This is a genomic window from Sphingomonas lenta (assembly GCF_002288825.1).
GTDB classification, from domain to species: Bacteria; Pseudomonadota; Alphaproteobacteria; order Sphingomonadales; family Sphingomonadaceae; genus Sphingomonas; species Sphingomonas lenta.
Genome location: NZ_NSLI01000003.1, coordinates 926,569 through 950,037, shown reverse-complemented (window position 1 = coordinate 950,037; position 23,469 = coordinate 926,569). Strand labels below are relative to the sequence as shown.

Annotated in this window: 23 protein-coding genes and 1 pseudogene; 15 read left to right on the top strand and 9 right to left on the bottom strand. The window is 70.0% G+C overall.

Annotated elements, in window-relative coordinates; genetic code table 11:
• Positions 1 to 52: 52 nt before the first annotated feature.
• Entirely contained in the window at positions 53 to 898 is an 846-nt protein-coding gene (locus CKY28_RS11795) for a UDP-2,3-diacylglucosamine diphosphatase (RefSeq protein ID WP_095998482.1), read from the bottom strand.
• Between the two features lie 195 nt (positions 899 to 1,093).
• Between CKY28_RS11795 and CKY28_RS11790 the strand changes: the two genes are divergently transcribed.
• Positions 1,094 to 1,342, top strand: coding sequence for a hypothetical protein (locus tag CKY28_RS11790; protein WP_095998481.1), 249 nt, complete (start codon positions 1,094 to 1,096; stop codon positions 1,340 to 1,342).
• Between the two features lie 70 nt (positions 1,343 to 1,412).
• Here CKY28_RS11790 and CKY28_RS11785 read toward each other — a convergent pair whose 3' ends face one another.
• On the bottom strand, positions 1,413 to 3,086 hold the full coding sequence (locus CKY28_RS11785) for a flotillin family protein (protein WP_095998480.1): 1,674 nt from the start codon (positions 3,084 to 3,086) through the stop codon (positions 1,413 to 1,415).
• Between the two features lie 24 nt (positions 3,087 to 3,110).
• Positions 3,111 to 3,734 carry a YqiJ family protein gene (locus CKY28_RS11780; RefSeq protein ID WP_095998479.1) on the bottom strand — a complete coding sequence of 208 codons (624 nt, stop codon included), beginning with the start codon at positions 3,732 to 3,734 and terminating at the stop codon, positions 3,111 to 3,113.
• Positions 3,735 to 3,957: 223 nt separating this feature from the next.
• Here CKY28_RS11780 and CKY28_RS11775 point away from each other — a divergent pair, with 223 nt between their 5' ends.
• Positions 3,958 to 4,482, top strand: a complete 525-nt coding sequence (locus CKY28_RS11775; RefSeq protein ID WP_141243920.1) for a DUF6265 family protein — start codon at positions 3,958 to 3,960, stop codon at positions 4,480 to 4,482.
• Positions 4,483 to 4,502: 20 nt separating this feature from the next.
• On the opposite strand, the gene CKY28_RS11770 is transcribed toward CKY28_RS11775, so the two are convergent.
• Positions 4,503 to 5,483: an NAD(P)H-quinone oxidoreductase gene (locus tag CKY28_RS11770; protein WP_095998642.1), complete on the bottom strand. Its 981-nt coding sequence runs from the start codon at positions 5,481 to 5,483 to the stop codon at positions 4,503 to 4,505.
• Between the two features lie 97 nt (positions 5,484 to 5,580).
• Here CKY28_RS11770 and CKY28_RS11765 point away from each other — a divergent pair, with 97 nt between their 5' ends.
• Together CKY28_RS11765 and clpA are read left to right on the top strand one after the other, a co-directional pair.
• Positions 5,581 to 5,775, top strand: a complete 195-nt coding sequence (locus CKY28_RS11765; protein ID WP_095998477.1) for a DUF1192 domain-containing protein — start codon at positions 5,581 to 5,583, stop codon at positions 5,773 to 5,775.
• Positions 5,776 to 5,907: 132 nt separating this feature from the next.
• Complete coding sequence (clpA, locus tag CKY28_RS11760) at positions 5,908 to 8,235, top strand: ATP-dependent Clp protease ATP-binding subunit ClpA (protein ID WP_095998476.1); 2,328 nt, start codon at positions 5,908 to 5,910, stop codon at positions 8,233 to 8,235.
• A gap of 62 nt (positions 8,236 to 8,297) precedes the next feature.
• Here the strand turns inward: clpA and CKY28_RS18960 are convergent, their stop codons facing one another.
• The 3 genes and pseudogenes from CKY28_RS18960 to CKY28_RS11750 all read right to left on the bottom strand — a co-directional run bounded on the left by CKY28_RS18960 (position 8,298) and on the right by CKY28_RS11750 (position 10,172).
• On the bottom strand, positions 8,298 to 8,816 hold the full coding sequence (locus CKY28_RS18960; RefSeq protein WP_095998641.1) for a PRC-barrel domain-containing protein: 519 nt from the start codon (positions 8,814 to 8,816) through the stop codon (positions 8,298 to 8,300).
• Positions 8,802 to 9,038: pseudogene (locus CKY28_RS18705) on the bottom strand (DUF2171 domain-containing protein); the annotation flags it as partial. The pseudogene CKY28_RS18705 and the gene CKY28_RS18960, both read right to left, overlap by 15 nt.
• Before the next feature lie 69 nt (positions 9,039 to 9,107).
• Positions 9,108 to 10,172, bottom strand: a complete 1,065-nt coding sequence (locus CKY28_RS11750) for a class I SAM-dependent methyltransferase (RefSeq protein ID WP_095998475.1) — start codon at positions 10,170 to 10,172, stop codon at positions 9,108 to 9,110.
• Between the two features lie 302 nt (positions 10,173 to 10,474).
• Between CKY28_RS11750 and CKY28_RS11745 the strand changes: the two genes are divergently transcribed.
• Positions 10,475 to 10,675, top strand: coding sequence for a hypothetical protein (locus CKY28_RS11745; protein ID WP_095998640.1), 201 nt, complete (start codon positions 10,475 to 10,477; stop codon positions 10,673 to 10,675).
• Between the two features lie 175 nt (positions 10,676 to 10,850).
• On the opposite strand, the gene CKY28_RS11740 is transcribed toward CKY28_RS11745, so the two are convergent.
• Positions 10,851 to 12,233 carry an NAD-dependent succinate-semialdehyde dehydrogenase gene (locus tag CKY28_RS11740; protein ID WP_095998474.1) on the bottom strand — a complete coding sequence of 461 codons (1,383 nt, stop codon included), beginning with the start codon at positions 12,231 to 12,233 and terminating at the stop codon, positions 10,851 to 10,853.
• Between the two features lie 357 nt (positions 12,234 to 12,590).
• Between CKY28_RS11740 and CKY28_RS18290 the strand changes: the two genes are divergently transcribed.
• The 7 genes from CKY28_RS18290 to CKY28_RS11705 all read left to right on the top strand — a co-directional run bounded on the left by CKY28_RS18290 (position 12,591) and on the right by CKY28_RS11705 (position 17,123).
• Positions 12,591 to 13,028: a hypothetical protein gene (locus tag CKY28_RS18290; RefSeq protein WP_176473064.1), complete on the top strand. Its 438-nt coding sequence runs from the start codon at positions 12,591 to 12,593 to the stop codon at positions 13,026 to 13,028.
• A 78-nt stretch (positions 13,029 to 13,106) separates the two neighbouring features.
• On the top strand, positions 13,107 to 13,346 hold the full coding sequence (locus CKY28_RS11730; RefSeq protein WP_095998473.1) for an exodeoxyribonuclease VII small subunit: 240 nt from the start codon (positions 13,107 to 13,109) through the stop codon (positions 13,344 to 13,346).
• A gap of 37 nt (positions 13,347 to 13,383) precedes the next feature.
• On the top strand, positions 13,384 to 14,250 hold the full coding sequence (locus CKY28_RS11725) for a polyprenyl synthetase family protein (RefSeq protein ID WP_095998638.1): 867 nt from the start codon (positions 13,384 to 13,386) through the stop codon (positions 14,248 to 14,250).
• A complete protein-coding gene (coaD, locus tag CKY28_RS11720) occupies positions 14,247 to 14,753 on the top strand; it encodes a pantetheine-phosphate adenylyltransferase (RefSeq protein ID WP_095998472.1) in 507 nt (168 codons plus the stop codon). The genes CKY28_RS11725 and coaD overlap by 4 nt, the downstream gene beginning before the upstream one ends.
• An 86-nt stretch (positions 14,754 to 14,839) precedes the next feature.
• A complete protein-coding gene (locus CKY28_RS11715; protein ID WP_095998471.1) occupies positions 14,840 to 15,577 on the top strand; it encodes a peptidylprolyl isomerase in 738 nt (245 codons plus the stop codon).
• A gap of 43 nt (positions 15,578 to 15,620) precedes the next feature.
• Entirely contained in the window at positions 15,621 to 16,646 is a 1,026-nt protein-coding gene (gene queA, locus CKY28_RS11710) for a tRNA preQ1(34) S-adenosylmethionine ribosyltransferase-isomerase QueA (protein ID WP_095998470.1), read from the top strand.
• A 9-nt stretch (positions 16,647 to 16,655) separates the two neighbouring features.
• Positions 16,656 to 17,123 (top strand): EF-hand domain-containing protein, encoded by a 468-nt coding sequence (locus tag CKY28_RS11705; RefSeq protein ID WP_095998469.1) that lies wholly within the window; start codon positions 16,656 to 16,658, stop codon positions 17,121 to 17,123.
• Positions 17,124 to 17,125: 2 nt separating this feature from the next.
• Here the strand turns inward: CKY28_RS11705 and CKY28_RS11700 are convergent, their stop codons facing one another.
• Positions 17,126 to 18,955: a PQQ-dependent sugar dehydrogenase gene (locus tag CKY28_RS11700; protein ID WP_095998468.1), complete on the bottom strand. Its 1,830-nt coding sequence runs from the start codon at positions 18,953 to 18,955 to the stop codon at positions 17,126 to 17,128.
• A gap of 243 nt (positions 18,956 to 19,198) precedes the next feature.
• Between CKY28_RS11700 and tgt the strand changes: the two genes are divergently transcribed.
• Genes tgt through CKY28_RS11685 form a run of 3 tightly spaced genes read left to right on the top strand, consistent with a single transcriptional unit; the run spans position 19,199 to position 23,402 of the window.
• On the top strand, positions 19,199 to 20,338 hold the full coding sequence (gene tgt / locus CKY28_RS11695) for a tRNA guanosine(34) transglycosylase Tgt (protein WP_095998467.1): 1,140 nt from the start codon (positions 19,199 to 19,201) through the stop codon (positions 20,336 to 20,338).
• The gene (locus CKY28_RS11690) at positions 20,335 to 20,523 is read left to right on the top strand and encodes a hypothetical protein (protein WP_095998466.1); all 189 of its coding nucleotides are present in this window, start codon (positions 20,335 to 20,337) and stop codon (positions 20,521 to 20,523) included. Before tgt ends, CKY28_RS11690 begins: the two co-directional genes overlap by 4 nt.
• 8 nt (positions 20,524 to 20,531) lie before the next feature.
• A complete protein-coding gene (locus CKY28_RS11685) occupies positions 20,532 to 23,402 on the top strand; it encodes a M16 family metallopeptidase (protein WP_095998465.1) in 2,871 nt (956 codons plus the stop codon).
• Positions 23,403 to 23,469 lie beyond the last annotated feature (67 nt).

Genomic DNA, 23,469 nt, shown 5'->3' with positions numbered 1-23,469 from the left:
GGCGCTGCGATATGATTGTGTCTCGACTAGGCTCGACACGAACGGGGCCGTTCTACGCAGCCAGCTTGACTACGGTGTCGCGTTCGCGCGCCGCGATCACGTCGGCCCAGTTCAGGATCTCCATGCGCCCGTCATCGTGCTCGACCAGCGCGTTGCAGCCCTCCACCCAGTCGCCGTCGTTGTAATAGGCGACCCCGCCGATCTCGCGCATGTCGGCGGTGTGGATGTGACCGCACACCACCCCGTCCACCCCGCGCGACCCCGCCGCGTGCGCGACGATCTCCTCGAACCGGGACACGAAGGCGACCGCGTTCTTCACCCGCGCCTTGGCGTGCTTGGACAAGGACCAGTACGGCATGCCCGCCCAGCGCCGGACTAGGCTGACCCAGCGGTTCACGCCCATGAGCGCCTGGTAGGCGGTGTCGCCGAGGTGCGCGATCCAGCGGTGCCCCATCGTCACCGCGTCGAACTCGTCGCCGTGGAGCACCAGCAGGCGGCGGCCGTCGGCGGTCTCATGGATCGCCTTGCGCCTGATCTCCACGCCGCCGAAATCGAGGCCGGTGAACTGCCGAAAGACCTCGTCATGGTTGCCGGGGATGTAGACGACGCGCGTGCCGCGCTTGGCGCGCTTGAGCAGCCGCCAGACCACGTCGTTGTGCGCGGGCGGCCAGTAGAACCGCTTCTTCAGCCGCCAGCCGTCGATGATGTCGCCGACCAGGTACATGACGTCGCTGTCGACATGGTCGAGGAAGTCGATCAGCATCTCCGCGTTGCAGCCGCGCGTGCCGAGATGGACGTCGGAGATCCAGATCGTGCGGTAGCGCGTGCGCTCCACGACGCGTTCGGGATGATGCGGGCGCGATTGCGCGAAGTCGGCGAGTTCCGTGACGCTGAGCATGGCGATACTCCCTCGCCCGAGCGCCCTGACCGGTCTTTGTTACGGCGGCATAGCGGCCGCGTGACGGTTCGGCGTCAAAGCCCGCCCCCGTGCAACTTTTTCTACACAATGGCGTGCTCTAGCCCCGCTCGGGCATTGACGCGGGCCGGGGGGACCGTCCTAGCGTCGACACGCCAGACACATAGGGAGCAAATTATGCAGTCCATTTCCAAGCGGTTGGCGGGCGCCGCCGCCGCGCTCGCCATGGCGGCCGCGCCGGTCGCCGCCTCGGCCAACCCCGCCGCGTCGCTCTCGGTGGTGCGCGCGGGCTCGGCGACCACCGCCGAGAACAACCTCGCCGCAGGCCCGACCGCGACGCTGGTCAACATCGGCATCCTGGCCGCGCTCGTCGTGCTAGTGCTGGTCGCGACCGACGACGACGAGGACGAAGCCGAGAGCGCCTGACCGCTCTGAAAGCGAAACGGCCCCGCCGCGACCATGCTGCGGGGCCGCTTCTTCGTCGCCCGGCGGCGGATTACGCTCCGGCCTTCGGCTCCACCGGCGTCGCGACCACCGCAGGCGTCGCAGCCGCAGCGCCAGCCACCAGCTGATCCAGCGAGCCGCCCGACAGCCCCAACTCGCGCATCAGCCCGTCGATGACCGGGGCCTGGGCGCGGTAGCTGAGCGCCGCCTCCACGGCCGCGCCGGCGAGGTTGCCCGTCGCGGGCGCAGCGACCAAGTCGGACCCCGCGGAGCCGGGGCGGCCGCCCGTCAAGCCGTCCACCTGCACGATCTTGATCGAGTCGATCGCCTCCAGCGGCTTAGACGCTTCGCGGATCACTTCCGGCAGCACCTTGAGGAGCGCCATCTTGGTCTGGAGCGACACCTGCTCCATCGACAGGATGTTGGCGGCCTCGTTGACGGCGCGCTGTCCCGCGGCCTCCACCTCGAAGCGGACGCGCGCGGCCTCGGCGCGTACCTTCTCGGCCTCCGCTTCGCCCTCGGCCGCGAGCCGCAGCGCCTCGGCGCGGTCGGCGGCCGCCTGCTTCTCCGCGTCGGCGGCGACGCGCACGCCGATCGCGGCGCGCTCGGCCTCCTTGGTCGCCTCGATCAGCTCGATGCGCTTGAGGCGGTCGGCGACTTCGCTCTCGCGGCTGGTCGTCACGCGCTCCTCGGCGGCGACGGCCTCGGCGCGGGCGCGGTCGGCTTCCGCCTTGGCCTGGCTCTCCTCGCGCGACTTGTTCTGCACCGCGATCTGCTGCTCCTGCCGCGCGATCTCCAGCGCCTGGGCCTGGGCGATCTTGGCCTGCTGCACCGCGCGGTCGGCCTCGATCTGCTGCGCGTCGATCTGCCGCTTCGCTTCGATCTTGGCGGCGTCGGCCTCACGCTGGCGGGCGGCCTGCTCGCGCGCGACCTCGGCGGCCTGCTCGGCGCGGCGCACCTCGACCTCGCGCTCCTGCTCCAGCCGCGCGAACTCCTGGTCGCGAGAGATGAGCAGCGATTGGCGCTGCGCTTCCAGGTTCTTCGATTCGATCTGGACGCGCGTGTCCTGCTCGATATCGTTGCGCGTCTTCTTGCGCAGCTCGACCTGCTCGGTCAGCTTGGTCAGGCCCTCCGCGTCGAACGCGTTGTTGGGATTGAAATGCTCGATGGAGGTCTGGTCGAGGCCGGTCAGCGACACCGACTCCAACTCCAGCCCGTTCATCGCCAAGTCGACCGTGGAGACCTGCTGCACCTTCTGCACGAAGTCGGCGCGCTGTTCGTGAAGCTGGTTCATCGTCATGCCGGCCGCGACCGAGCGGAGCGCGTCGACGAACTTGCCTTCGACCAGCTCCTTCAGCGCCTCCGGGTTCATCGTGCGCATGCCGAGCGTCTGTGCCGCGGTCGCGATCGACTGCGCGTCCGGCTTAACCCGCACGTAGAACTCGGCCTTCACGTCGATCCGCAGGCGATCGAGCGTGATCAGCGCGTCCGCGTTCTTGCGCTCGACGGCGAGGCGCACGGTGTTCATGTTCACCGGCATCGTTTCGTGGAACACGGGCAGCACCAGCGCGCCGCCGTTCATCACCACCTTCTCACCGCCGAAGCCGGTGCGGACGAAGCCGACCTCCTTGGTCGCGCGCTTGTAGAGCCGGGCGATGATGAGCCCCAGCGTCAGGACCGCGGCGAGCGCCACCGCGGCGTAGATCATCACGGGCACGAACGGCATGTTTTCCCTCCCCAGAAACGTCGCCTACGGATCAAGCCGAGGCAGCAGCGCGTCGCCGCGGGCGATCGCGCGGAACAGATGGCCTTTCCGGCGGACGAGCAGCACGGGCTCGCCCTCCCGGAAGAGCGGGCCGGGCCGGTCGGGCTCGACCATCAAATAGTGGACCTGGCCGTGCCGATCCTCGATCCGCGCGCGGGCGGGCGAGCCGTACTCGGCGCGGCCGGTGACGATTACGGCGGAGCGGCCGACCAGCTCGTCGAGCTCGATCGCACTCGTCTCGTCCTGCGGCAACACGCGCGCGAGCGCGCGGGCGGCGACGCCCGTCAGCGGCAGCGACGCGACTACCGCGGCGGGCACGGCGATCCAGGGCGTCAGCGGCGCGCCCGTCAGCGCGGCGGCGAGCTGCTGCCCGGCCAAACCGAGCAGACCGAAGATGGCGAGGAACGCGACAAGCAGCACCAGTAGCGGCACGCGCCCGACACCCAGCCACGCGAGCAGATCGCCCCCGCCTGCATCGGCATCCGCGTGCAGGTCCGCGCCGAACGAGCCCGCGCCCAGCCCGACCGCCTCCACCGCGCCGATCAACAGCATCAGCACCAGCGCCGCGGCGAACACCATGTTCTCGGGCGCGGCGAACGTCGCCAGCATGTCCTGAGCCCCCTTCCCCTCTCGACGGCGATGCTAAAACCGATGCGGTCCGACGTCACGCCAAATCGAGGGTAGATGCTGGGATCCTAAGGAGTTGCTGCGTTTTCCAGACCGAGAGACGCAGTGAACTCGCCGCGGCGCGCGCCGCTAGTCGGCATGCCGCCCTGTTCGACGGGCCGAAGCTGTGGCAGCCTTCTCGCCTCACCGCCTCGAGGAGAAGACCATGCGTGCCGCGCTCGCCATCTTGTTCGCCTCCGGTGTCGCGCCGGCCGATCCGCCACGCTCCCCATCGACGGATGTGCGCTTTCGCGAGCCGGGCCGGCCGCAGCCCCAGGTCTCCGCGGCGGACATGGCGTGGTTCGCCGGAACCTGGGAGGGCGAGGTGTTCGGGAACGCGGTGGAACACGTCGTGCTGCCCGCGCGCGGCGGTCAGATGCCGGGCCTGGTCAGGATCATCGGCGACGGCCAGGTCTCGCTATACGAGCTCTCCTCGTTCATCGAACGGGACGGTTCGATTACCTACCGCAACCGTCATTTCGGCCGGGAGCTCGACGCCAGGCAGGACCGCCGCGATTGGGTCGATCGACCGCTCGTCGCGCGGGACGGCGATACCTTCTATTTCGACGGGATAACCTTCGCACCGGATGGCGCATCGCGGGCGGTGGTCAGCTTCGTACTGCGCGACGCGGACGGACGGTCGCACAAGCACGTCGTCCGCTACCGCCGGACGACACCGCCTGTACGCTAGGCGTCGCTCGACGGGCCCTTTCAAGCGGTCAGCAGCACGATCTTGCCCACATGCGCGCCCGACTCCATGCGCCGGTGCGCGTCGGCGGCCTGCCCCAGCGGGAAGGTGCGGTCGATCACCGGCTTCAGCCGGCCGGCCTCTACGTGCGGCCAGACGGTGCGGTGGAGCTCGTCGGCGACGAGCGATTTGAACCCGACGTCGCGCGATCGGAGCGTGGAGCCGGTCAGCGTCAGGCGGCGGCGCATCACCTCGAACACGGGAATCGTGGCCATCGCGCCGCGCTGGACCGCGATGGAGATGTGCCGACCGTCGTCGGCCAGGCACTGGAGGTTGCGCGCGACGTAGTCGCCGCCGACCATGTCGAGCACCGCCGCCACGCCGCGCCCGTCCGTCAGCTCGCGCACGCGGGCGACGAAGTCCTCCGCATTGTAGTCGATCGCCTCCGCCGCGCCGAGCCGGCGGGCGGCGTCGCACTTTTCCGAACTGCCCGCAGTGACGATACAGCGCACGCCGAAGAGGCCGCACAACGCGATCGACATCGTCCCGATCCCGCTCGTGCCGCCATGCACCAGCACCGTGTCGCCCTGCGCGGCGTAGGCGCGCTCGAAAAGGTTGGTCCATACGGTGAACAGCGTCTCGGGGATCGCCGCCGCCTCCGTCATGCTCAGGACGTCGGGCACGGGCAGGCACTGGCCCGCGGGCGCGACCGCGTATTCGGCGTAGCCGCCGCCCGCGAGCAGCGCGCAAACCGGCTGGCTCAGCAGCTCGCGCTCGACGCCCTCGCCCAGCCGCGCCACCTCGCCCGCGACCTCCAGGCCTGGGATGGACGGCGCTCCCGGCGGGGGCGGATACATGCCCATCCGCTGCAGTACGTCCGGCCGGTTCACGCCCGCCGCGCGGACGCGGATCAGCACCTCGCCGGGGCCGGGTTCAGGGATCGGCCGCTCGACGATCTCGAGCACCTCCGGTCCGCCCGGACCCGCCGGATCGATCGCGCGCATGGTGCTCGGTATCGCGTCCACGGGCCCCCTTCCCTTCGTCGCATCGTGCTCGCGCGGCTTATTGACAGGCCGGGCGGCGCGGTCAACGTTAACGATCATGGACATGGACGACCTTCCCCAGCGGCGGAACGACCTCCTCGCGCAGCTCACGCGCCAGGATCTCGACCCGCTCTCGGTCGCCGAGCTGGAGGCGCGGATCGCGACGCTGGAAGGCGAGATCGCGCGCGTCCGGCGCAAAATGGAATCCGCCGTTAACCATCGCGCAAACGCCGACGCGTTATTCAAGCGATGACTCGGGCCGCGGTCCGCCTGGGCTTGGAGCCCTGGAACCGGACGCCAAGTTTTCAAGAGCTTGATGCGGGGGAAGCCGCCCCCGACATTGGGGAAGCCCGGCCGTGCATACCGGCCGGCATGGAGTGACTATATGCCGTCTTTCGCCCCCGCCCTGGAGACCACCCTTCACAAAGCGCTCGAGGCCGCGTCCTCGCGCCGCCACGAGTACGCCACGCTGGAGCACTTGCTCCTGGCGCTCGTGGACGACGAGCACGCGTCCAAGGTGATGACCGCGTGCAAGGTGGACCTGGGCGAGCTTCGCACCACCGTGGCCCATTATCTCGACACCGAGCTCGACGCGCTCAAGGTCGACCAGGCCACCGATCCTTCCCCCACCAGCGGCTTCCAGCGCGTCGTCCAGCGCGCGATCCTGCACGTTCAGTCGTCCGGCCGTGACGAAGTGACTGGCGCGAACGTGCTCGTCGCGCTCTTCTCCGAGCGCGAGTCGTACGCCGTCTACTTCCTCCAGCAGCAGGACATGAGCCGCCTCGACGCGGTGTCCTTCATCAGCCACGGCGTCGGCAAGGGCGGTGCTGCGGCCGAGGCCTCGAGCCCCAAGGGCGCCGAGGAGGAGAAGCCCGGCAAGCCCGCCGACAAGGGCGGCAAGGGCGAGTCCGCGCTGAAGCAGTTCACCGTCGACCTCAACGAGAAGGCCAAGAACGGCAAGGTCGACCCGCTCATCGGCCGCTCGGCCGAGGTCGACCGCACGGTGCAGATCCTCTGCCGCCGGTCCAAGAACAACCCGCTCTATGTCGGCGACCCCGGCGTGGGTAAGACCGCGATCGCCGAAGGCCTCGCGCGCAAGATCGTCGAGGGCGACGTGCCGGAGGTGCTGCTGCCCGCCGTTATCTACTCGCTCGACATGGGCGCGCTGCTCGCCGGCACGCGCTACCGCGGCGACTTCGAGGAGCGGCTGAAGCAGGTCGTCTCCGAGCTGGAGAAGATGCCGCACGCGGTGCTCTTCATCGACGAGATCCACACCGTCATCGGCGCGGGCGCGACCTCGGGCGGCGCGATGGACGCGTCCAACCTGCTCAAGCCCGCGCTGTCGGGCGGCACGATCCGCTGCATCGGCTCGACGACCTACAAGGAGTTTCGCAACCACTTCGAGAAGGACCGCGCTCTACTGCGGCGCTTCCAGAAGATCGACGTGAACGAGCCCACCGTCGAGGACACGATTAAGATCCTGGCGGGCCTGCGTTCGGCGTTCGAGGACCACCATTCGGTCAAGTACACGCCCGACGCGATCAAGGCGGCCGTCGAGCTCTCCGCGCGCTACATCAACGATCGGAAACTGCCCGACAAGGCGATCGACGTGATCGACGAGGTGGGCGCGATGCAGATGCTCGTGCCCGAGAACAAGCGCCGCAAGACGATCACGCCCAAGGAGATCGAGGCGGTGATCGCCACCATGGCGCGCATCCCGCCCAAGTCCGTCAGCACCGACGACAAGAAGGCGCTGGAGACGCTCGAGACGGACCTCAAGCGCGTCGTGTTCGGCCAGAACGCCGCGATCGAGAAGCTCGCCTCCGCGATCAAGCTCAGCCGTGCCGGCCTGCGCGATCCGGAGAAGCCGATCGGCAACTACCTGTTCACCGGCCCCACGGGCGTCGGCAAGACGGAGGTCGCCAAGCAGCTCAGCCAGATCATGGGCATCCCGCTCCAGCGCTTCGACATGTCCGAGTATATGGAGCGGCACTCGGTCTCGCGGCTCATCGGCGCGCCTCCGGGTTATGTCGGCTTCGACCAGGGCGGCCTGCTCACCGACGCGGTCGACCAGAATCCGCACTGCGTCCTCTTGCTCGACGAGATCGAGAAGGCGCACCCGGACCTGTTCAACATCCTCCTGCAGGTGATGGACAACGGGCGCCTGACCGACCAGCACGGCAAGACGGTCGATTTCCGCAACGTCATCCTGATCATGACCACCAACGCGGGCGCCGCCGACATGGCGCGCGAGACGGTGGGCTTCGGCACGCTGACGCGCGAGGGCGAGGACGAGCAGGCGGTGCAGCGCATGTTCTCGCCCGAGTTCCGCAACCGCTTGGACGCGATCGTGCCCTTCGGCTACCTGCCGCCGGAGGTCGTCGCTCGGGTCGTGGACAAGTTCATCCTCCAGCTCGAGCTGCAGCTGGCGGACCGCAACGTGCATATCCGCCTCGACGACGAGAGCCGCCAGTGGCTGACCGACAAGGGCTATGACAAGCTCTACGGCGCGCGTCCGATGGGCCGCCTGATCCAGGAGAAGATCAAGCAGCCGCTCGCCGAGGAGCTGCTCTTCGGCAAGCTCGTCCATGGCGGCGAGGTGACCGTCAAGATGAAGGACGGCCAGCTCCAGTTCGAGATCGAGCCCGGCGCGCCGAAGAAGGCCAAGAAGGGCAAGGCGGCCCCCGCCGCCGAGGAGCCCGCGGCGGAGTAGGCTGGAACGAGAAGCGGCCGGGGATCACTCCCCGGCCGCTTTCTTTTACGCAGTCGGCCCGCTCAGCGGTTGTAATAGCCCGCCAGGCTCCGCCGATAGCCCACGTCGAACTCCGGCGCGTCGCTCGCGGTGAAGCGCGGCGCGTCGGCGAGTTGCTCCTTGGTGAGCGCGAGCACGTAGCCGTCCTTGTTCGTGTCGTAGGTCAGCACGTCCCAGGGCAGCGGGAACAGCGACTCGCCGAAACCCATGGTCCCGCCGAACGACATCACCGCATACGCCACGCGGCCCGTATACTTGTCGACCATGAAGCTCTGGATCTTGCCCAGGCTCTCGCCATTTCGGCCGACCACCGGCGTGCCCTCGACCTTGGACGAGGAGATCAGCCGGACGCTCTCGTCCGTCTGCAGCTTCAGCCGGTCGTCGCGCCGGGCGTTGCTGCGCGCGAGGTAGGTCGCGCCCGCCAGCGCGCCGAGCGCCGCAGCACCCAGGCCCAGCGTGTTCCAGTCGAGCCCGGACACGCCGGAGCGCGACCGCTCGTCGGTCACGTAGCGCGCGGAGCCGTCATTCTCCTCCTGGAACATGAACGCGTTGGCGCCCGTGGTCGACAGGCGCACCTTGTCGCCCTCCACGTCCGCGACGAGACCCACCGACAGATAATGATGGTGGCCCTGGTGCCCACCCTGCCCGCTGTCCTTCTTGGTCAGCTTGATCCGGTCGCCTTCCAGCTTGTCCACGGTGCCGACATGGACGCCGTCCGCGCCGATCACCTCCATATGCTCCTTGATGCCGCTGATCTTGGCCATGTTAACCTCCATTGTAGACCAGGCCGCACAACGGCTCGGATTCGTGATGGATGCATCGGCGAGGCGCGTTCAAGGGCGCGCCTCCAGCACCATGTTGAACGGCCCCTCCGTCGCCCGGCGCACCCGGCCGAAGCCCGCGCGGTTCAGGAGCTCGGTCAGGCGTCTCTCCCCGGCCTGCGCGCCCAGCGCCGCGCCGACCTCCTGCGACAGCGACGTCGGCACGCATATCATCGTGGACGCGTTGTAGTAGAGCCGCGTCACCGGGCTATCGAGCGCGCCCGCCGGATCGTCCGCCGCGATCGGCTCCACGATCATCCAGGCGCCGTCGTCCTTCAGCAGCGTGCGCATATGCGCCGCGCAGCCTTCCGGGTCGCCCATGTCGTGCAGGCAGTCGAACATGGTGATGAGGTCGAAGCCGCCGTCCGCGATCTCTTTGGCGGGCGCGGTCTCGAACCGGACGCGGTCGGCCAGCCCGTGCTCCGCCGCATGCGCGTTCGCCTGCTCGATCGAGGGCGCGTGGAAGTCGTAGCCGACGAACGCGCTGTTCGGGAACGCTTCGGCCATCAGCAGCGTCGAGAAGCCGACGCCGCATCCCACGTCCGCAACCCTGGCCCCCGCCTCCAGCCGGGGCAGCATGCCGTCGAGCGACGGCAGCCAGGACTGGACGATGCCGTTGACGTAGCCCGGCCGGAAGAAAGCCCCGACGGCGCAGAACAGGCAGCCCGCGCTGTCGCCCCAGGCCACCCCCTCGCCGGTCCGGAACCCCCGCTCGACCTTGGGCTCGCCCTCGATCATCGCCGCCGTCAGGTCGAACGCGCCCTCCAGATAGACGGGACTGTCTTTCACGGCGAATACCATCGCCTGTTCGGGGCTGAGGCTGAACCGCTCGGTGTGCCGGTCGTAAGTCAGGTAACCGTTCGCCGCCTGCGCCAGCGCCCACTCGCGCACGTAGCGCGGCGCGAGATCCAGCCGCTCGGCCAGTTCCGGCGCGGTGGCCGGCCCGTCGGTCTGAAGCGACGCGAACAGGCCCAGCCTGAAACCGAGCCGCACCGTGGGCACGCTGTACGCGCCGCCCAGGTCGCCCAGCATCTTGCCCACGAACAGGTGCAACTTATCGCCGTCGAAATCCGCCATATCGCCCTCCCATCGCAGTCAGGTTGTTCTGGTCAGGCGGCCCGAGGTGATCCGGTTTACCACGCGCGGCGGGCGCCTGCGGCATCCTTTTCATCCAATCCGCGATCCCGTTCCGGTTCGCGCTTCCTTAGCTGCAGGTCGCGTTCTACGCCGGCTTTCATGGGATGACCGCGCGCTGCTCGACGCCGAGAAATTCGGTCGCGACCGCGTCCGCCGAGCCTTCGCCGCAACCGCATGATTACGCTTGTAATCAGCTCTGGATGCGCGTAGTCTCCGCTTCGCAAAAGGGAGGCGTGCGGATCATGCGTGATCGTCGGAAGCTGTTGATCGCGGGTGGAGCGGTTCTGGCGCTCATGGCCGTGCAGCGTCCCACCGCCGACATCCGCCTCATCACCCACAGCGTCGGCGACCCCAACCCGCAGCGCGTCCAGGCGGCGGTCGACCTCGGCCTGATGGCTGTGTCGGTGCTCGTCACTTGGACGAGCCAGCGGCTGGGCGGGTAAGGCCCGCTCCTAAACTCTCCTTCGTCACCCCGGACTTGTTCCGGGGTCCATCGTCGTGGACACGACACGTCGGCGGGTGTGCACCACCGACTGTCCTGCTCTCGCGAGCGGTTCGCCCGGACAGCGATGGACCCCGGAACAAGTCCGGGGTGACGGGCGGGAGCGGGTTCCACCGCTAATCCCCCACTTCCCCGCTCGCCCCAGGCAGCATCACCGTCTTCAGGTTCATGAACTCGTGCAGCCCCTGCGCGCCGAGCTCGCGCCCGTGGCCCGACCGCTTCACGCCCCCGAACGGCGCTTCGGGCGTGGAGGCGAGCACCTGGTTCACCGCGACCATGCCCGCCTCGATGTCGCGCGCGAAGCGCTCGCGCTCGGCCTCGTCGTTCGTCCACACGCTCGATCCCAGCCCGAACGGCACGTCGTTGGCGATGTGGATCGCCTCGTCCGCGTCGGCCGCGCGGAACAACATGGCGACCGGCCCGAACAGCTCCTCCTTGGCGACCTCCGACTCGATCGGCACGTCCGTCAGCACGCCCGCGGTCATATAGGCGCCCTCGCCCGGCAGCCGCTCGCCGCCCACCAGCGTCGCGCCCGCCGCCTTGAACCGCTCCAGCTGCTCCAGCACCGCGTCGCGCTGCTCGACGCTCGACAGCGGGCCCATGTCGTTCGCCTCGTCGACCGGGTCGCCGACCTTCACGGCGCGCATGCCCGCGACGAACCGCTCGGCGAAGGCGTCGTACACTTGCCCGTGGACGATCATCCGCTTGCCGCAGATGCAGGACTGGCCGGCGTTCTGGATGCGCGCCGTCACCGCCGCCTTGGCCGCCGCGTCGAGATCGGCGGACGGCATTACGATGAACGGGTCCGACCCGCCCAGCTCCAGCACCACCTTTTTGAGCGCGCGGCCCGCCTGCTCAGCGACGGTCGCGCCCGCCTCCTCGCTCCCGGTCAGCGTCACCGCCGCGACCCGGTCGTCGGCGATGAGCGCGGCCACTCCGCCCGCGCGGATGGCGAGGTTCTGGAACACGCCCTCCGGCGCCCCCGCCTCGCGCACCATCTCCTCGATCGCCAGGGCGCAGCCCTGCGTCAGCGAGGCGTGCTTGAGCAGCCCCACATTGCCCGCCATGATCGTCGGCGCCAGGAACCGCACCACCTGCCAATAGGGGAAGTTCCACGGCATGACCGCCAGCACCGGCCCGATCGGGTGCCAGCGCGCTTCGGCGACGCCGCCGGCCGCCTTCAACCGCACCGGCGCCAGCATCCCCGGCCCGGCTTGCGCATAATAGCGGAAACCCGCGACGCACTTCGCCACCTCCGCCCGTGCGGACTTGAGCGTCTTGCCCATCTCGGCGGTCGCGAGCGCCGCGAGCCGGTCGGTCTCGGCCTCGAAGCGGTCTGCGATGCGGCGCAGCAGGTCGGACCGCTCCGTGTGAGGACTCAGCCGCCAGTCAGCATAGGTCGCTGACGCCCGCGCGACGCACTGCCCGACCTCGGCGTCCGTCAGCTTCGGATAGGATGCGGCCGGCTTGCCCGTCGCGGGGTTAACGCTCGTGAACATACTATTCCTCCTGAACGAGCCCGGCTTCTGTGAAAGCCAGGTCGGACCACCGACAGCCGGGCGCGCTTACCGCCGATCCGGATCTAGTTGTCGCAAGAAGGATAGGGTGCCGAACCCAAATGATGATAGCATCAGGAGCAAAAGGGGTCGCTCATCCAACGTAGCCGTAGGGGGTGCATGATGAGCCGATTCACCGTCCATCTATTACTGCTTAGCACTATGCTGTCCGGTTGTGGGCATCGCATGTTCACGCCCCGAGCCGCCAACCCCATGATAGAGGACCGCGTACGCGTAGGCGACACTGGTCAGCCCAAGGCGTCCGTTCTGACGCTTCGCGCCGAACGACGTGCGATCACGATGCTCAGCGCCGATCAGACGACCGGCAAGCAGAGGATCTGCGCGGAGGCGCCGCCCGATGTCGGCGAGGCAGTGGCCTCCCAAGTCGGCGCGCAGCTGGCAGCGAAAGGCGTCGACGCCGGAACCCGAGCAGCGACCGCGGCGACCATTCTGCAACTCGCTCCCCGCTCGCAAGGACTTGAGCTCATCCGGGCGATGCCGCCGATCTACTGCTACATGTGGCTGACCGGCGTTTTGGGGGAGGACGAGTATCGTGCGCGCGTGGACAACGCGTTCGCCGCAGGCGTCTCGCTGATCAGTCAGGAGATCAACAAGGGGCTGCCCAGCATGCAGTCTAAGGCGGAGGCGCCCACGATCCCGACTCCAACCCCCACGCCGACGCCGACGCCATCACCGACGCCGACGCCGACGCCGACGCCTAAGCCTACTCCCGGATAAGCCGCCAGGACCGCGCACTTCTCACCGATTGGCACCCGTTCTTGACCCCTCATCAGGCCGTGCGCCATAGCATGCCGCATGGATACGCCCATCGAAGACCTGTCGTTCGAGGATGCGCTCAAGGAGCTGGAACGCATCGTCGCGCGGCTGGAGAGCGGCGACTGCGCGCTGGACGAGTCGATCCGGCTCTACGAGCGCGGCGACCGCCTGCGCGCCAAATGCGCCGAGCGGCTGGACGCGGCGCAGGCGCGGATCGAGGCGATCCGGCTCGATAGCGAGGGCCGACCCGCCGGAACGCGCCCCTTTGCCGCCGGCTGAGCACGTGGCCGCGCAGCCGTTCAGCCTCCATGATGCGATGGCCGACGTGGCCGGTGAGGTGGACCGGGCGTTCGACGCGCTGCTGCCCGTCCCCGACGACCCCCGCGCCGATCTGTACGAGGCGATGCGCTACGCCGCGATGGCGGGGGGTAAGCGGCTCCGCCCCTTGCTCGTGCGCGCGGTGGCCGACCTGTTCGCCGTCGACCGCGTCGCCAGCACGCGCGTGGGCGCCGCGATCGAGGCTATCCACGTCTACTCGCTGATCCACGACGACCTGCCGGCGATGGACGACGACGCGCTCCGCCGCGGCAAGCCGACGGTGCACGTCCGCTACGGCGAGGCGACCGCGATCCTGGCCGGCGACTGCCTCCACGCATTGGCCTTCGAGTGGCTGGCGCATCCCGACACGCACCCCGACCCCTTCGTCCGCGCCGAGCTCGTGCTCGACCTCGCCCGCGCCGCCGGCCCCAGCGGCATGGCGGGCGGTCAGGCGATGGACTTGGCGGCCGAGACCGCCAGCTTCGACCTCCCGACCGTGACCCGCCTCCAGCAGATGAAGACCGGCGCGCTGATCGGCGCGTCCGTGGAGGCGGGCGCGATCCTCGGCCGCGTGCCGCCGGAGGGGCGCCTGGGGCTGCGCGGCTACGCGCACGACCTGGGGCTCGCCTTTCAGATCGTCGACGACCTGCTCGACGCGCACGGCGACGAGGGCAAGGTCGGCAAGAAGCTCAGGAAGGACGCGGACGCCGGCAAGGAGACTTTCCTGACGCTTCTCGGCCCCGACCGCGCCCGAGCCCAGTCCCGCATGCTCGTCGACCAGGCGATCCAGCATCTGCACTCCTTCGGTTCGGAAGCCGACATCCTCCGTGAGCTCGCCCGCTTCGTCCTGGAGCGCGACCGTTGAGCGAGCGCATCGGCGTCTACCCCGGCACCTTCGACCCGATCACGCTAGGTCACCTCGACATCATCCGCCGCGGCGCGAAGCTCGTCGACCGGCTCGTCGTCGGCGTCACCACCAACGCGTCCAAGAGCCCCATGTTCTCGCTGCCCGAGCGCATGGCGATGGTGGAGCATGAGGTGGCGCAGCTGGGCGCGAACATCGCCGTGGTGCCGTTCGACTCGCTGCTGATGAACTTCGCCGAAGCGCAGGGCGCGCGCGTCATCGTCCGGGGCCTGCGCGCCGTCGCGGATTTCGAATACGAGTATCAGATGGCCGGGATGAACCAGCAGATCAACCCGCGGGTCGAGACCGTCTTCCTCATGGCCGACGTCGCGCTCCAGCCGATCGCGTCCAAGCTGGTCAAGGAGATCGCGCTCTACGGCGGCGAGGTCGGCCGCTTCGTCACCCCCGCCGTGCGCGAGGCGATGCTGGCCAAGGTCGCGGAGGTCGGCCGACGGGGGAGCTGACCGCGGCGGCACGGAGCCTCATTCACGTTGGCGACACCCCCGATCTGGTCTAAACCGCGCCGCAATCCACCCTTACAGGATCGTACATGCGTCTGTTCTCCGGCCTTCTCGCCGCGCTCGCGGCCGTGTTCGCGGCTCCCGTTTCGGCCCAGGTGGTCGATCCCGTTCCGGGCCGGCCCGCCCCGCCCTCGCCCACCGACAAGACCAACATCTGGCTGCTCGACCTGTCCACCGGCGGGCGGGTGACGATCCTGCTGCGTCCCGACGTCGCGCCCAAGATGGTGGAGCGCGTCAAGACGTTGACGCGCCAGGGCTTCTACGACGGGCTGACCTTTCACCGCGTCATCGACGGCTTCATGGCGCAGGGTGGCGACCCCAAGGGCGACGGCACCGGCGGCTCGCCGCTCCCGGACCTCGAGGCCGAGTTCAACTACCTGCCCCATGTCCGCGGCGCCGTCTCGGCCGCGCGCGCGCAGGAGAAGAACAGCGCCAACAGCCAGTTCTTCATCGTCTTCCAGCCGCGGCTCCAGCTCGACAAGGACTACACCGTGTTCGGCCGCGTGATGGACGGCATGCAGCATGTGGACGCCATCGAGCGCGGCGAGCCGCCCGCGAGCCCCAGCCGCATCCTCAAGGCGTACATCGCCAGCGACAACCCGCCCGCCTACGTCCCCGCGCCCGTCCAGCCCGCCGCCGACCTCGGCGCGCCCGTGACGCTGCCCGGCGCGACTGCCGCGCCGACGCCGCGCGCCGCCCCCGTCCCGCCGCGCAGGCCCGCGCGCGCCGCGCCCGCCCGCCGCCGCACCACCGGCACGCGCCGCTGACCTCTCCCGCCGCCTCCACGCGAGCCGGGGCGGCGCCCGCGCCATGAACGTCGACCTCTTCGACTTCGACCTGCCGCCGGAACGGATCGCGCTTCGCCCCGCTTCCCCACGCGACGGCGCGCGCCTGCTCGTCGTGAACGACGCGGGGCTCCACGACCGCGTCGTCCGCGACCTGCCGGGCCAGCTCCGCGCGGGCGACCTCCTCGTCTTCAACGACACGCGCGTCATCCCCGCGCAACTCAAGGGCCGCCGCGGCGACGCCAAGATCGGCGCGACGCTCCACAAGCGCGAAGGCCCTCGCCGCTGGCGCGCCTTCGTCCGCAATGCCAAGCGTCTGCGCGACGGTGATGCCATCGACTTCGGGGAGGGCGTCACCGCGACCGCCTCCGACCGCGCCGCTGACGGCAGCTTCGCGCTCGAGTTCGAGGGCGACGAGCCCGTCGAGCTGCTGCTCGATCGCGCCGGCCGCATGCCCTTGCCGCCCTATATCGCCGCCAAGCGCCCCACCGACGCGCGCGACGCCGACGACTACCAGACGATGTTCGCCGCCGAGCCCGGCGCCGTCGCCGCGCCGACCGCCAGCCTGCACTTCACCCCCGACCTCCTGGCGCGCTTGGAGGCCGCGGGCGTGCGCCACGCCACGCTGACGCTCCACGTCGGCGCGGGCACCTTCCTCCCCGTCAAGGCGGAGGACACCGACGACCACCGCATGCACGCCGAATGGGGCCGCATCGACCGATCCACCGCCGACCGCCTCAATCAAGCGCGCGCGAATGGCGGCCGCGTCATCCCTGTCGGCACCACCTCGCTCCGCCTGCTCGAGAGTGCCGCGCGCGAGGACGGCGTGGTCGAGCCCTTCGAAGGCGACACGTCGATCTTCATTACCCCCGGCTACCGCTTCCGCGCGACGGGCGGGCTCATGACCAACTTCCACCTCCCCCGCTCGACCCTGTTCATGCTGGTCAGCGCGCTCATGGGCCGCGAGCGCATGCTCGGGGCCTACGCCCACGCCGTCGCGCACGAGTACCGCTTCTACTCTTACGGCGACGCGTCGCTGCTCCTGCCCTAAGGACCGCCCATGCTCCTGCTCGCCCTGGCCCTCCAGGCTGCACCGCCCGCTCCGCCGCCCAGCCCCACGGCCCAGCCGCCCGCCACGATCCTGGTCGAGCCCGCCGCCATGTTCTTCGCGGCCTGCGACGCGAACGCCGACGCGCTCGTCACCAAAGCGGAACGCGACGACTGCCTCGCCCGCGCCTATGCCACCGCCGAGGGCGCGTCGGCGGGCCGGGTCGGCTACATCGCCTATGCCGACTGGGCGCAGCGCTGGCTCGGCGACCGCAACGCGCTCCCCGGCCCATACGAACTCGACAAGGACGGCGACAACCGCATCACCGCCGCCGAACTCGCCGCCCGCTTCACCGCCATCGCCGCGCGCTACGACGCGAACGGCGACAGCACGCTCGCCCGCAACGAGCTCGTCACCATCCGCAGCCTGCCGCCGGGTCAGGGCGGCCCCGGTCGGCGTAGGCCCGAGCGCCCGCGCTGACCTCAGATCGTCAGGTCGAACGCCGACGCCTGCGCCACGCCCGCCGCCGCCGACCCGACTAGGCTGTAGACGAAGTAGCGCGCGCCCTCCTGGTCGAAGAAGCCGTCATACTCCAACCGCCGGATCGTCGCGCCCGACCCGTCGGTCATCGACACGCTCCCGCCGCCGCCCAGGGCCAGGTTCTTCCCGCTGAAGACGATGATCCCGTCATTGTTGCCGTCGCGCAGCGCCACGGTGGTGACCAGCAGGTCGGACGCGTCGAAGCCGCCGACGCGGTCGCGCCCCACGTTCGCGCGATTGTCGAAGAGGAACAGGTCGCCCCCCGCCCCGCCGATCATCGCGTCGTGGCCCGCCCCGCCCGCGAGCAGGTCCGCGCCCGCCTCGCCGCGCAGCCGGTCGCGGCCGCCCTCGCCGAACAGGCGGTCGCCGCCGAACCCGCCCACCAGGGAGTCGTCGTCCGCGCCGCCGAACAGGTCGTCGCGCCCCGCCTCGCCGTACAGCTCGTCGGCGCCCGTCCCGCCGCGGATCACGTCGTTCCCGTCCGCCGCGCCCGCGCTGGGCGACAATCGGTACAGCCCGCCGTCGATCGCCATGGCGTAGAGCTCGCCCCCGACCCCTTCCGCGAACGAGGTCAGCCGCGGCAGCGTCCCCGCCGCGTTCAGCCCAACGATCCGGTCGTTCAGGTCGGTCGCGTCCGCCGCCTCGCCCTCCTCCACCCGGAACGCGGCGATGCGCCCGCTGATGAAGTCGCCGTAAACGTAGAAGCCCTCCAGCCCCTCGCCCGGCCCGCGATACACGTAGCCGCCCGTGATCGACCGCCCGTTCACCGGCCCGTGCGCATAGGCCAGCACGGGATCGACCAGCGAGGGATCGTCGGGCGGCGGATTGCCCGGCCGCCCGGTCACGTTCACCCGATCGCCCTCGCGCACGACCCAGCCATAGTTCTCGCCGCCGTCGGACGTCGCGGCCTGCCAGTTGACCTCCTCCCGCGCGCCCTGGCCGACATCGGCGATGTAGAGGTCGCCCGTCTCTCGGTCGAAGCTGTTGCGCCACGGATTGCGCAGGCCGTACGCCCACACCTCGTCCGCACCCGCCTCGCCCACGAACGGATTATCGGTCGGGATGGCATAGTTGCGGTTCGGGTCGCTCGCGAACGCGTCCGCGCCGTCCACGTCGATGCGCAGCATCTTGCCGAGCAGCGAGTCGCGGTTCTGCGCCTGGTTCGCGGGGTCGTTGCCCCCGCCCCCGTCGCCCGACGCGAGGTAAAGGTGGCCGTCCGGCCCGAAGCCGATCCAGCCGCCCGCGTGATTGTCGTATTCGGGCAAACGGTCGAACCGCCAGATCAGCGTCTCGGACGCCGGATCGAGCCGCGTCGGGTCGCTGGCCATGGTCTTGTAGCGCAGGATCTCCGTCTGCCCGTCAGGGTTGACCAGGCTCAGGAACGCCCACCCGTTGGTCTGGAACTCCGGGTGAAAGGCCAAGCCGAGCAGCCCCCGCTCGCCCGACAAGCCGACGCGACCCGACGCGAGCTGGATCGCCGTGCCCGTCACCTGCCCCGTGTCGGTGTCGAGCACCCGCACTGCGCCCGCGCGCTCCACTACGAACAGCAGCGACGGGTCGCCGCCAGGCGCGTAAGTGGCGAAGACGGGCTGCGCGAACGTGGCCAGCCGCGTCGCGTCGATCCGCCCGCTTTCCGCGCTCGTCGACCCCGCCCCGCCGAATAGCCGGTCGGCTCCTGCGCCGCCCTCGATGACGTTCGCGCCATCGCCTCCCACGATCCGCTGACCCGCCGCGGCCGCCGTTGCGGCCGCGCTCTCGAACCCGTTCGTCATGGTGGCGATCCTTTCCTAAATGTCGATTTGGCTCCGCGAACGAAAAAGCTAACGTTTGCACATGCCATGCCCGAATGGCGGCCTGAGGACGCGCATCTCCTCACAGGCGTGGTCGGCGAACCCCTGCATATCACGCCTCCGATGAGCCGGGGCTAAGCGATCCGACTAGAGCGGTGCGCCGCCTCCGGTGCTATCGTCCCGCCGCCCTCGACACCGCCGGACGCCTCCGCCAGAGCGGCGCCCGTGACCCGTTTCCACTTCACCATCGACCGGACCGACGGCCGAGCGCGCACCGGCCGTATCGCCATGCGGCGCGGCGTGATCCGCACGCCCGCCTTCATGCCCGTCGGCACCGCCGCGACCGTCAAGGCGATGAAGCCCGGCGACGTCGCCGCCGCCGGGGCCGACATCATCCTCGGCAACACTTACCACCTCATGCTCCGTCCCGGCCCCGAGCGCGTGGCGAGGCTCGGCGGGCTGCACCGCTTCTCGGGCTGGGAGCGTCCCATCCTCACCGACAGCGGCGGCTATCAGGTGATGAGCCTGGCGGAGCTGACGCAGCGATCGGAGGAGGGCGTCGCGTTCAAGTCGCACCTCGACGGCACGCGCCACCTCCTCACGCCCGAACGCTCGATCGAGATCCAGCGCCTGCTGGGTTCGAATATCGTCATGGCCTTCGACGAGCTCGTGCCCACCACCAGCCCGCGCGACGTCCAGGCGGCCGCGATGGAGCGCTCGATGCGCTGGGCCAGGCGAAGCCGCGACGCCTTCGACGCGGGCGGCGACCACGCTGCGGAGAACGCCGTGTTCGGCATCCAGCAGGGCGCGCTCGACGAGGGCCTGCGCAAGGCCTCCGCGGACGCGCTGATCGACATCGGCTTCGACGGTTACGCGGTGGGCGGGCTCGCCGTCGGCGAGGGCCAGGCCGCCATGTTCGGATGCCTCGACTTCGCGCCGGGCCAGCTGCCCGCCGATCGCCCACGCTACCTCATGGGCGTCGGCAAGCCCGACGACATCGTCGGCGCCGTCGAGCGCGGGATCGATATGTTCGACTGCGTGCTTCCGACCCGCTCGGGCCGCACCGGACAGGCGTTCACCCGGACGGGTCCGCTCAACCTCCGCAACGCCCGCTTCTCGGAGGATCAGGGACCGCTCGATCCCGACTGCCCCTGCCCCGTCTGCGCCACTTGGACGCGCGCCTATCTCCACCACCTCGTCCGCTCGGGCGAGATCCTCGGGGCCATGCTCATGACCGAGCACAATATCTGGTTCTACGAGACGCTCATGGCCGATCTCCGCGCCGCCATCGCGGAGGGGCGTCTAGAGGTCTTCGCAAACGGGTTCCGCGCGCGCTATGCCTCGGCCAAAGGAGAGATCAAGTGAGCGACGAACCCAACGAGATCCTCGCCGAGGCCAAGGCCGTGAAGGACCGCGAGCGGGCCGCCGCTGAGAAGGACGACAAGGCGCGGAACTGGCCGCTGGGCGCGTTCGGCATGGGCGTCGGCATCGGTTCCGCGGCGGTCGCCGCCGCCGTGCTCTTCGCCAACCGCTCGCGTTCCAAAAAGTAAGGACCTCCATGCGCCTGTTCCGCTCCGCGCTGCTCGCCGGCGCCGCCCTCCTCTCCGCGCCCGCGCCCGCTCAGCCGGTGCCCCCGCAAAACACCACTTTGCGGGACGGGGCGCAGACGCCCGCGCCGTCCACCGCGGCGGTGAAGCCGATCGCCTACGCGCAGCGCACGCTGCCCAACGGCCTGCGCGTGTTCGCCATCCGCGACACAACCACGCCCAACGTCTCCGTCCAGGTCTGGTACGACGTGGGCTCGAAGGACGATCCCAAGGGCCGCTCGGGCTTCGCGCATATGTTCGAGCACCTGATGTTCAAGGCGACGCGGAACCTCGTGCCCGAACAGATGGACCGGCTGACGGAGGACGTGGGCGGTTACAACAACGCCTCCACCGCCGACGACTACACCAACTATTACGAGGTGGTGCCGGCGAACCACCTCCAGCGTCTGCTCTTCGCGGAGGCCGACCGCATGGCGAGCCTGGTGGTCGAGCCGACCAGCTTCGCATCCGAGCGCGACGTGGTGAAGGAGGAGCTCCGCTTCCGCACGCTCGCGCGGCCCTACGGCAAGCTGCTGTCCATCTACTACCCCCAGCTCGCCTACTCCGTGCACCCCTATGCGCGCCCCGGCATCGGCAGCCTGGAGGATTTGGAGGCCGCGTTGATCGACGACGTCCGCGCCTTCCACGCCACCTACTACCGTCCCGACAACGCCATCCTGGTGGTCGGCGGCAACTTCGATCCCGCGCAGCTCGACCGCTGGGTCGACCAGTATTTCGGGCCCATCGCCAAGCCGAACCGCCCCATCCCGCGCGTCACCGCCGTCGAGCCGCCGCGCACCCGCGCCGTGACCCGCACCGTGTACGAGGCGAACACGCCGCTTCCCGCGGTGCTCGTCAGCTATCACGTGCCGCCCGACCGCGACGCCGACACGCCCGCGCTCAGCGTGCTCAACGCCATCCTCTCCACCGGCGAGAGCTCGCGCCTGTACGAGACGCTGGTCTACCGCGACCAGCTGGCCCAGTCGGCCGCCGCCTTTCTCGACACCAAGCAGTCGACGGGCAACCTCGTGCTCTACGCCATCCTGGCGGGCGGCAAGACCGCCGAAGAGGGCGAGGCGGCGCTGAAGCGCGAGGTCGCGCGGCTCCGGACGCAGCCCGTCACCGCCGCCGAACTCGCCGAGGCCAAGAACGAGATTCTGACGCAAGCCATCCGCCAGCGCGAGACCGCGGAGGGCAAGGCGCTCGTCATCGCCAGCTCGACGATCATCGACGGCGATCCCGACGCGTCGCAGAAACAGCTCGAAGCCATCGCCCGCGTGACGCCCGCCGACGTCCGGCGCGTCGCCGCCAAATATCTGGGCGACAATCAAGCCGCGACGATCCGCTACCTGCCGCTCGAGGCCAAGCCTGCGACCGCGCAGAGCGACGCGATCCCCATTGCGCCGACGGTGCAGGCGGTCGACCTGCGCGCGCCCGCGGGCATCCAGGTCGTGACCCCAGCGCCGGAAGGCCGGCGTATCCTCCCGCCGGCCCCCGGCCAGCCCGTGCCGACGGTGCTGCCCCGCCCCGTCGAGGCGCGGCTCGCGAACGGGTTGCGCGTCGTCACCGTGGAGCGCCGCGACCTGCCGATCGTCACCGCCTCGCTCGTCGCGACCGGCGGCTCCGCAACCGACCCGGCCGGTCGGGCCGGCGCGAGCAGTCTGGCGAGCGCGTTGCTGACCAAGGGCACGACCACCCGCTCCGCGACCGAGATCGCCCGCGCCGTCGAGTCGCTCGGCGGCTCGATCGAGAGCGGATCGGGACGGGACGGGGCGTCGGTCGACGTGACGGTCAAGTCGGATCAGATCGATCCGGCGATGGCGATCCTCGCCGACGTCGCCGTGAACCCTGCGTTCAAGGCCGACGAGATCGAACGCGCCCGCACCCAGGCGATCGACGCCGTGCAGGTCGGCCTGAAGGACCCGGCGCAGCTCGCCGGCCTGGTGGCGGAGCGCGCGGTGTTCGGCGGTTCGGCCTATGGATCGCCGCCGGAAGGCACGCCGAACTCGCTCAAGGCGATCACCCGCGAGGACCTCACCCGCTCCTACGCCGGCGCGTGGAGCCCCGCTACGGCGACGCTGCTCGTCGTCGGCGACATCACGCCCGCGGCCGCCCAAGCGCTCGCGGCCAAGCATTTCGGCGGCTGGCGCGCCGGTGCGGCCGCCGCACCGCGCACCGCGCCCGTCGAGACCGCCGCGCCCAGGGTCGTCGTCGTCGACTTCCCCGGCGCCGGCCAGGCGGGCGTGGTCGTCGCCCGTCCGGCGATCGCGCGCGCCGACCCGCGCTACTATCCGCTCGCGGTTGCGAACACGACGCTCGGCGGCGGCTTCACGTCGCGGCTGAACCAGGAGATCCGCATCAAGCGCGGGCTCGCCTACGGCGCGGGCAGCGGGCTATCCGCCAGGCGCCGGGGCGGCATGGTCGCGGCGCGGACGCAGACCAAGAATCCGTCCGCGCCGGAGGTCGTGGGTATTATTATCGACGAGATGCGCAAGCTGGGCGCCGCGCCCGCTCCCGCCGCCGAGCTCGACACGCGCAAGGCGGTGCTGGTGGGCGGCTTCGGCCGGGCGATCGAGACGACGGACGGCGTCGCGGAGATCCTGGGCGACTACATCGTCCAGGCGGTGCCCCTGTCCGAGCTCGGCCGCTACACCGACGTTATCGGCGACGTTGACCCCGCCACCGTCCGCACCGCCGCCGCCCAGCTGCTCGACCCGACGGCGGCGAGCATCGTCGTCGTCGGCGAGGCCAAGGAGTTCGTTGACGTTCTGCGCCAGCGCTACCCCAAGCTGGAGGTGATCCCCGTCTCCGCGCTCAACCTGGACAGCCCCACGCTGAAGTGAACGCCGCGCCGCCTCGTCCCATCGCGGGACGGGGCGGAAAGTGGGGCAGACCGGTAACGCCTCGCAC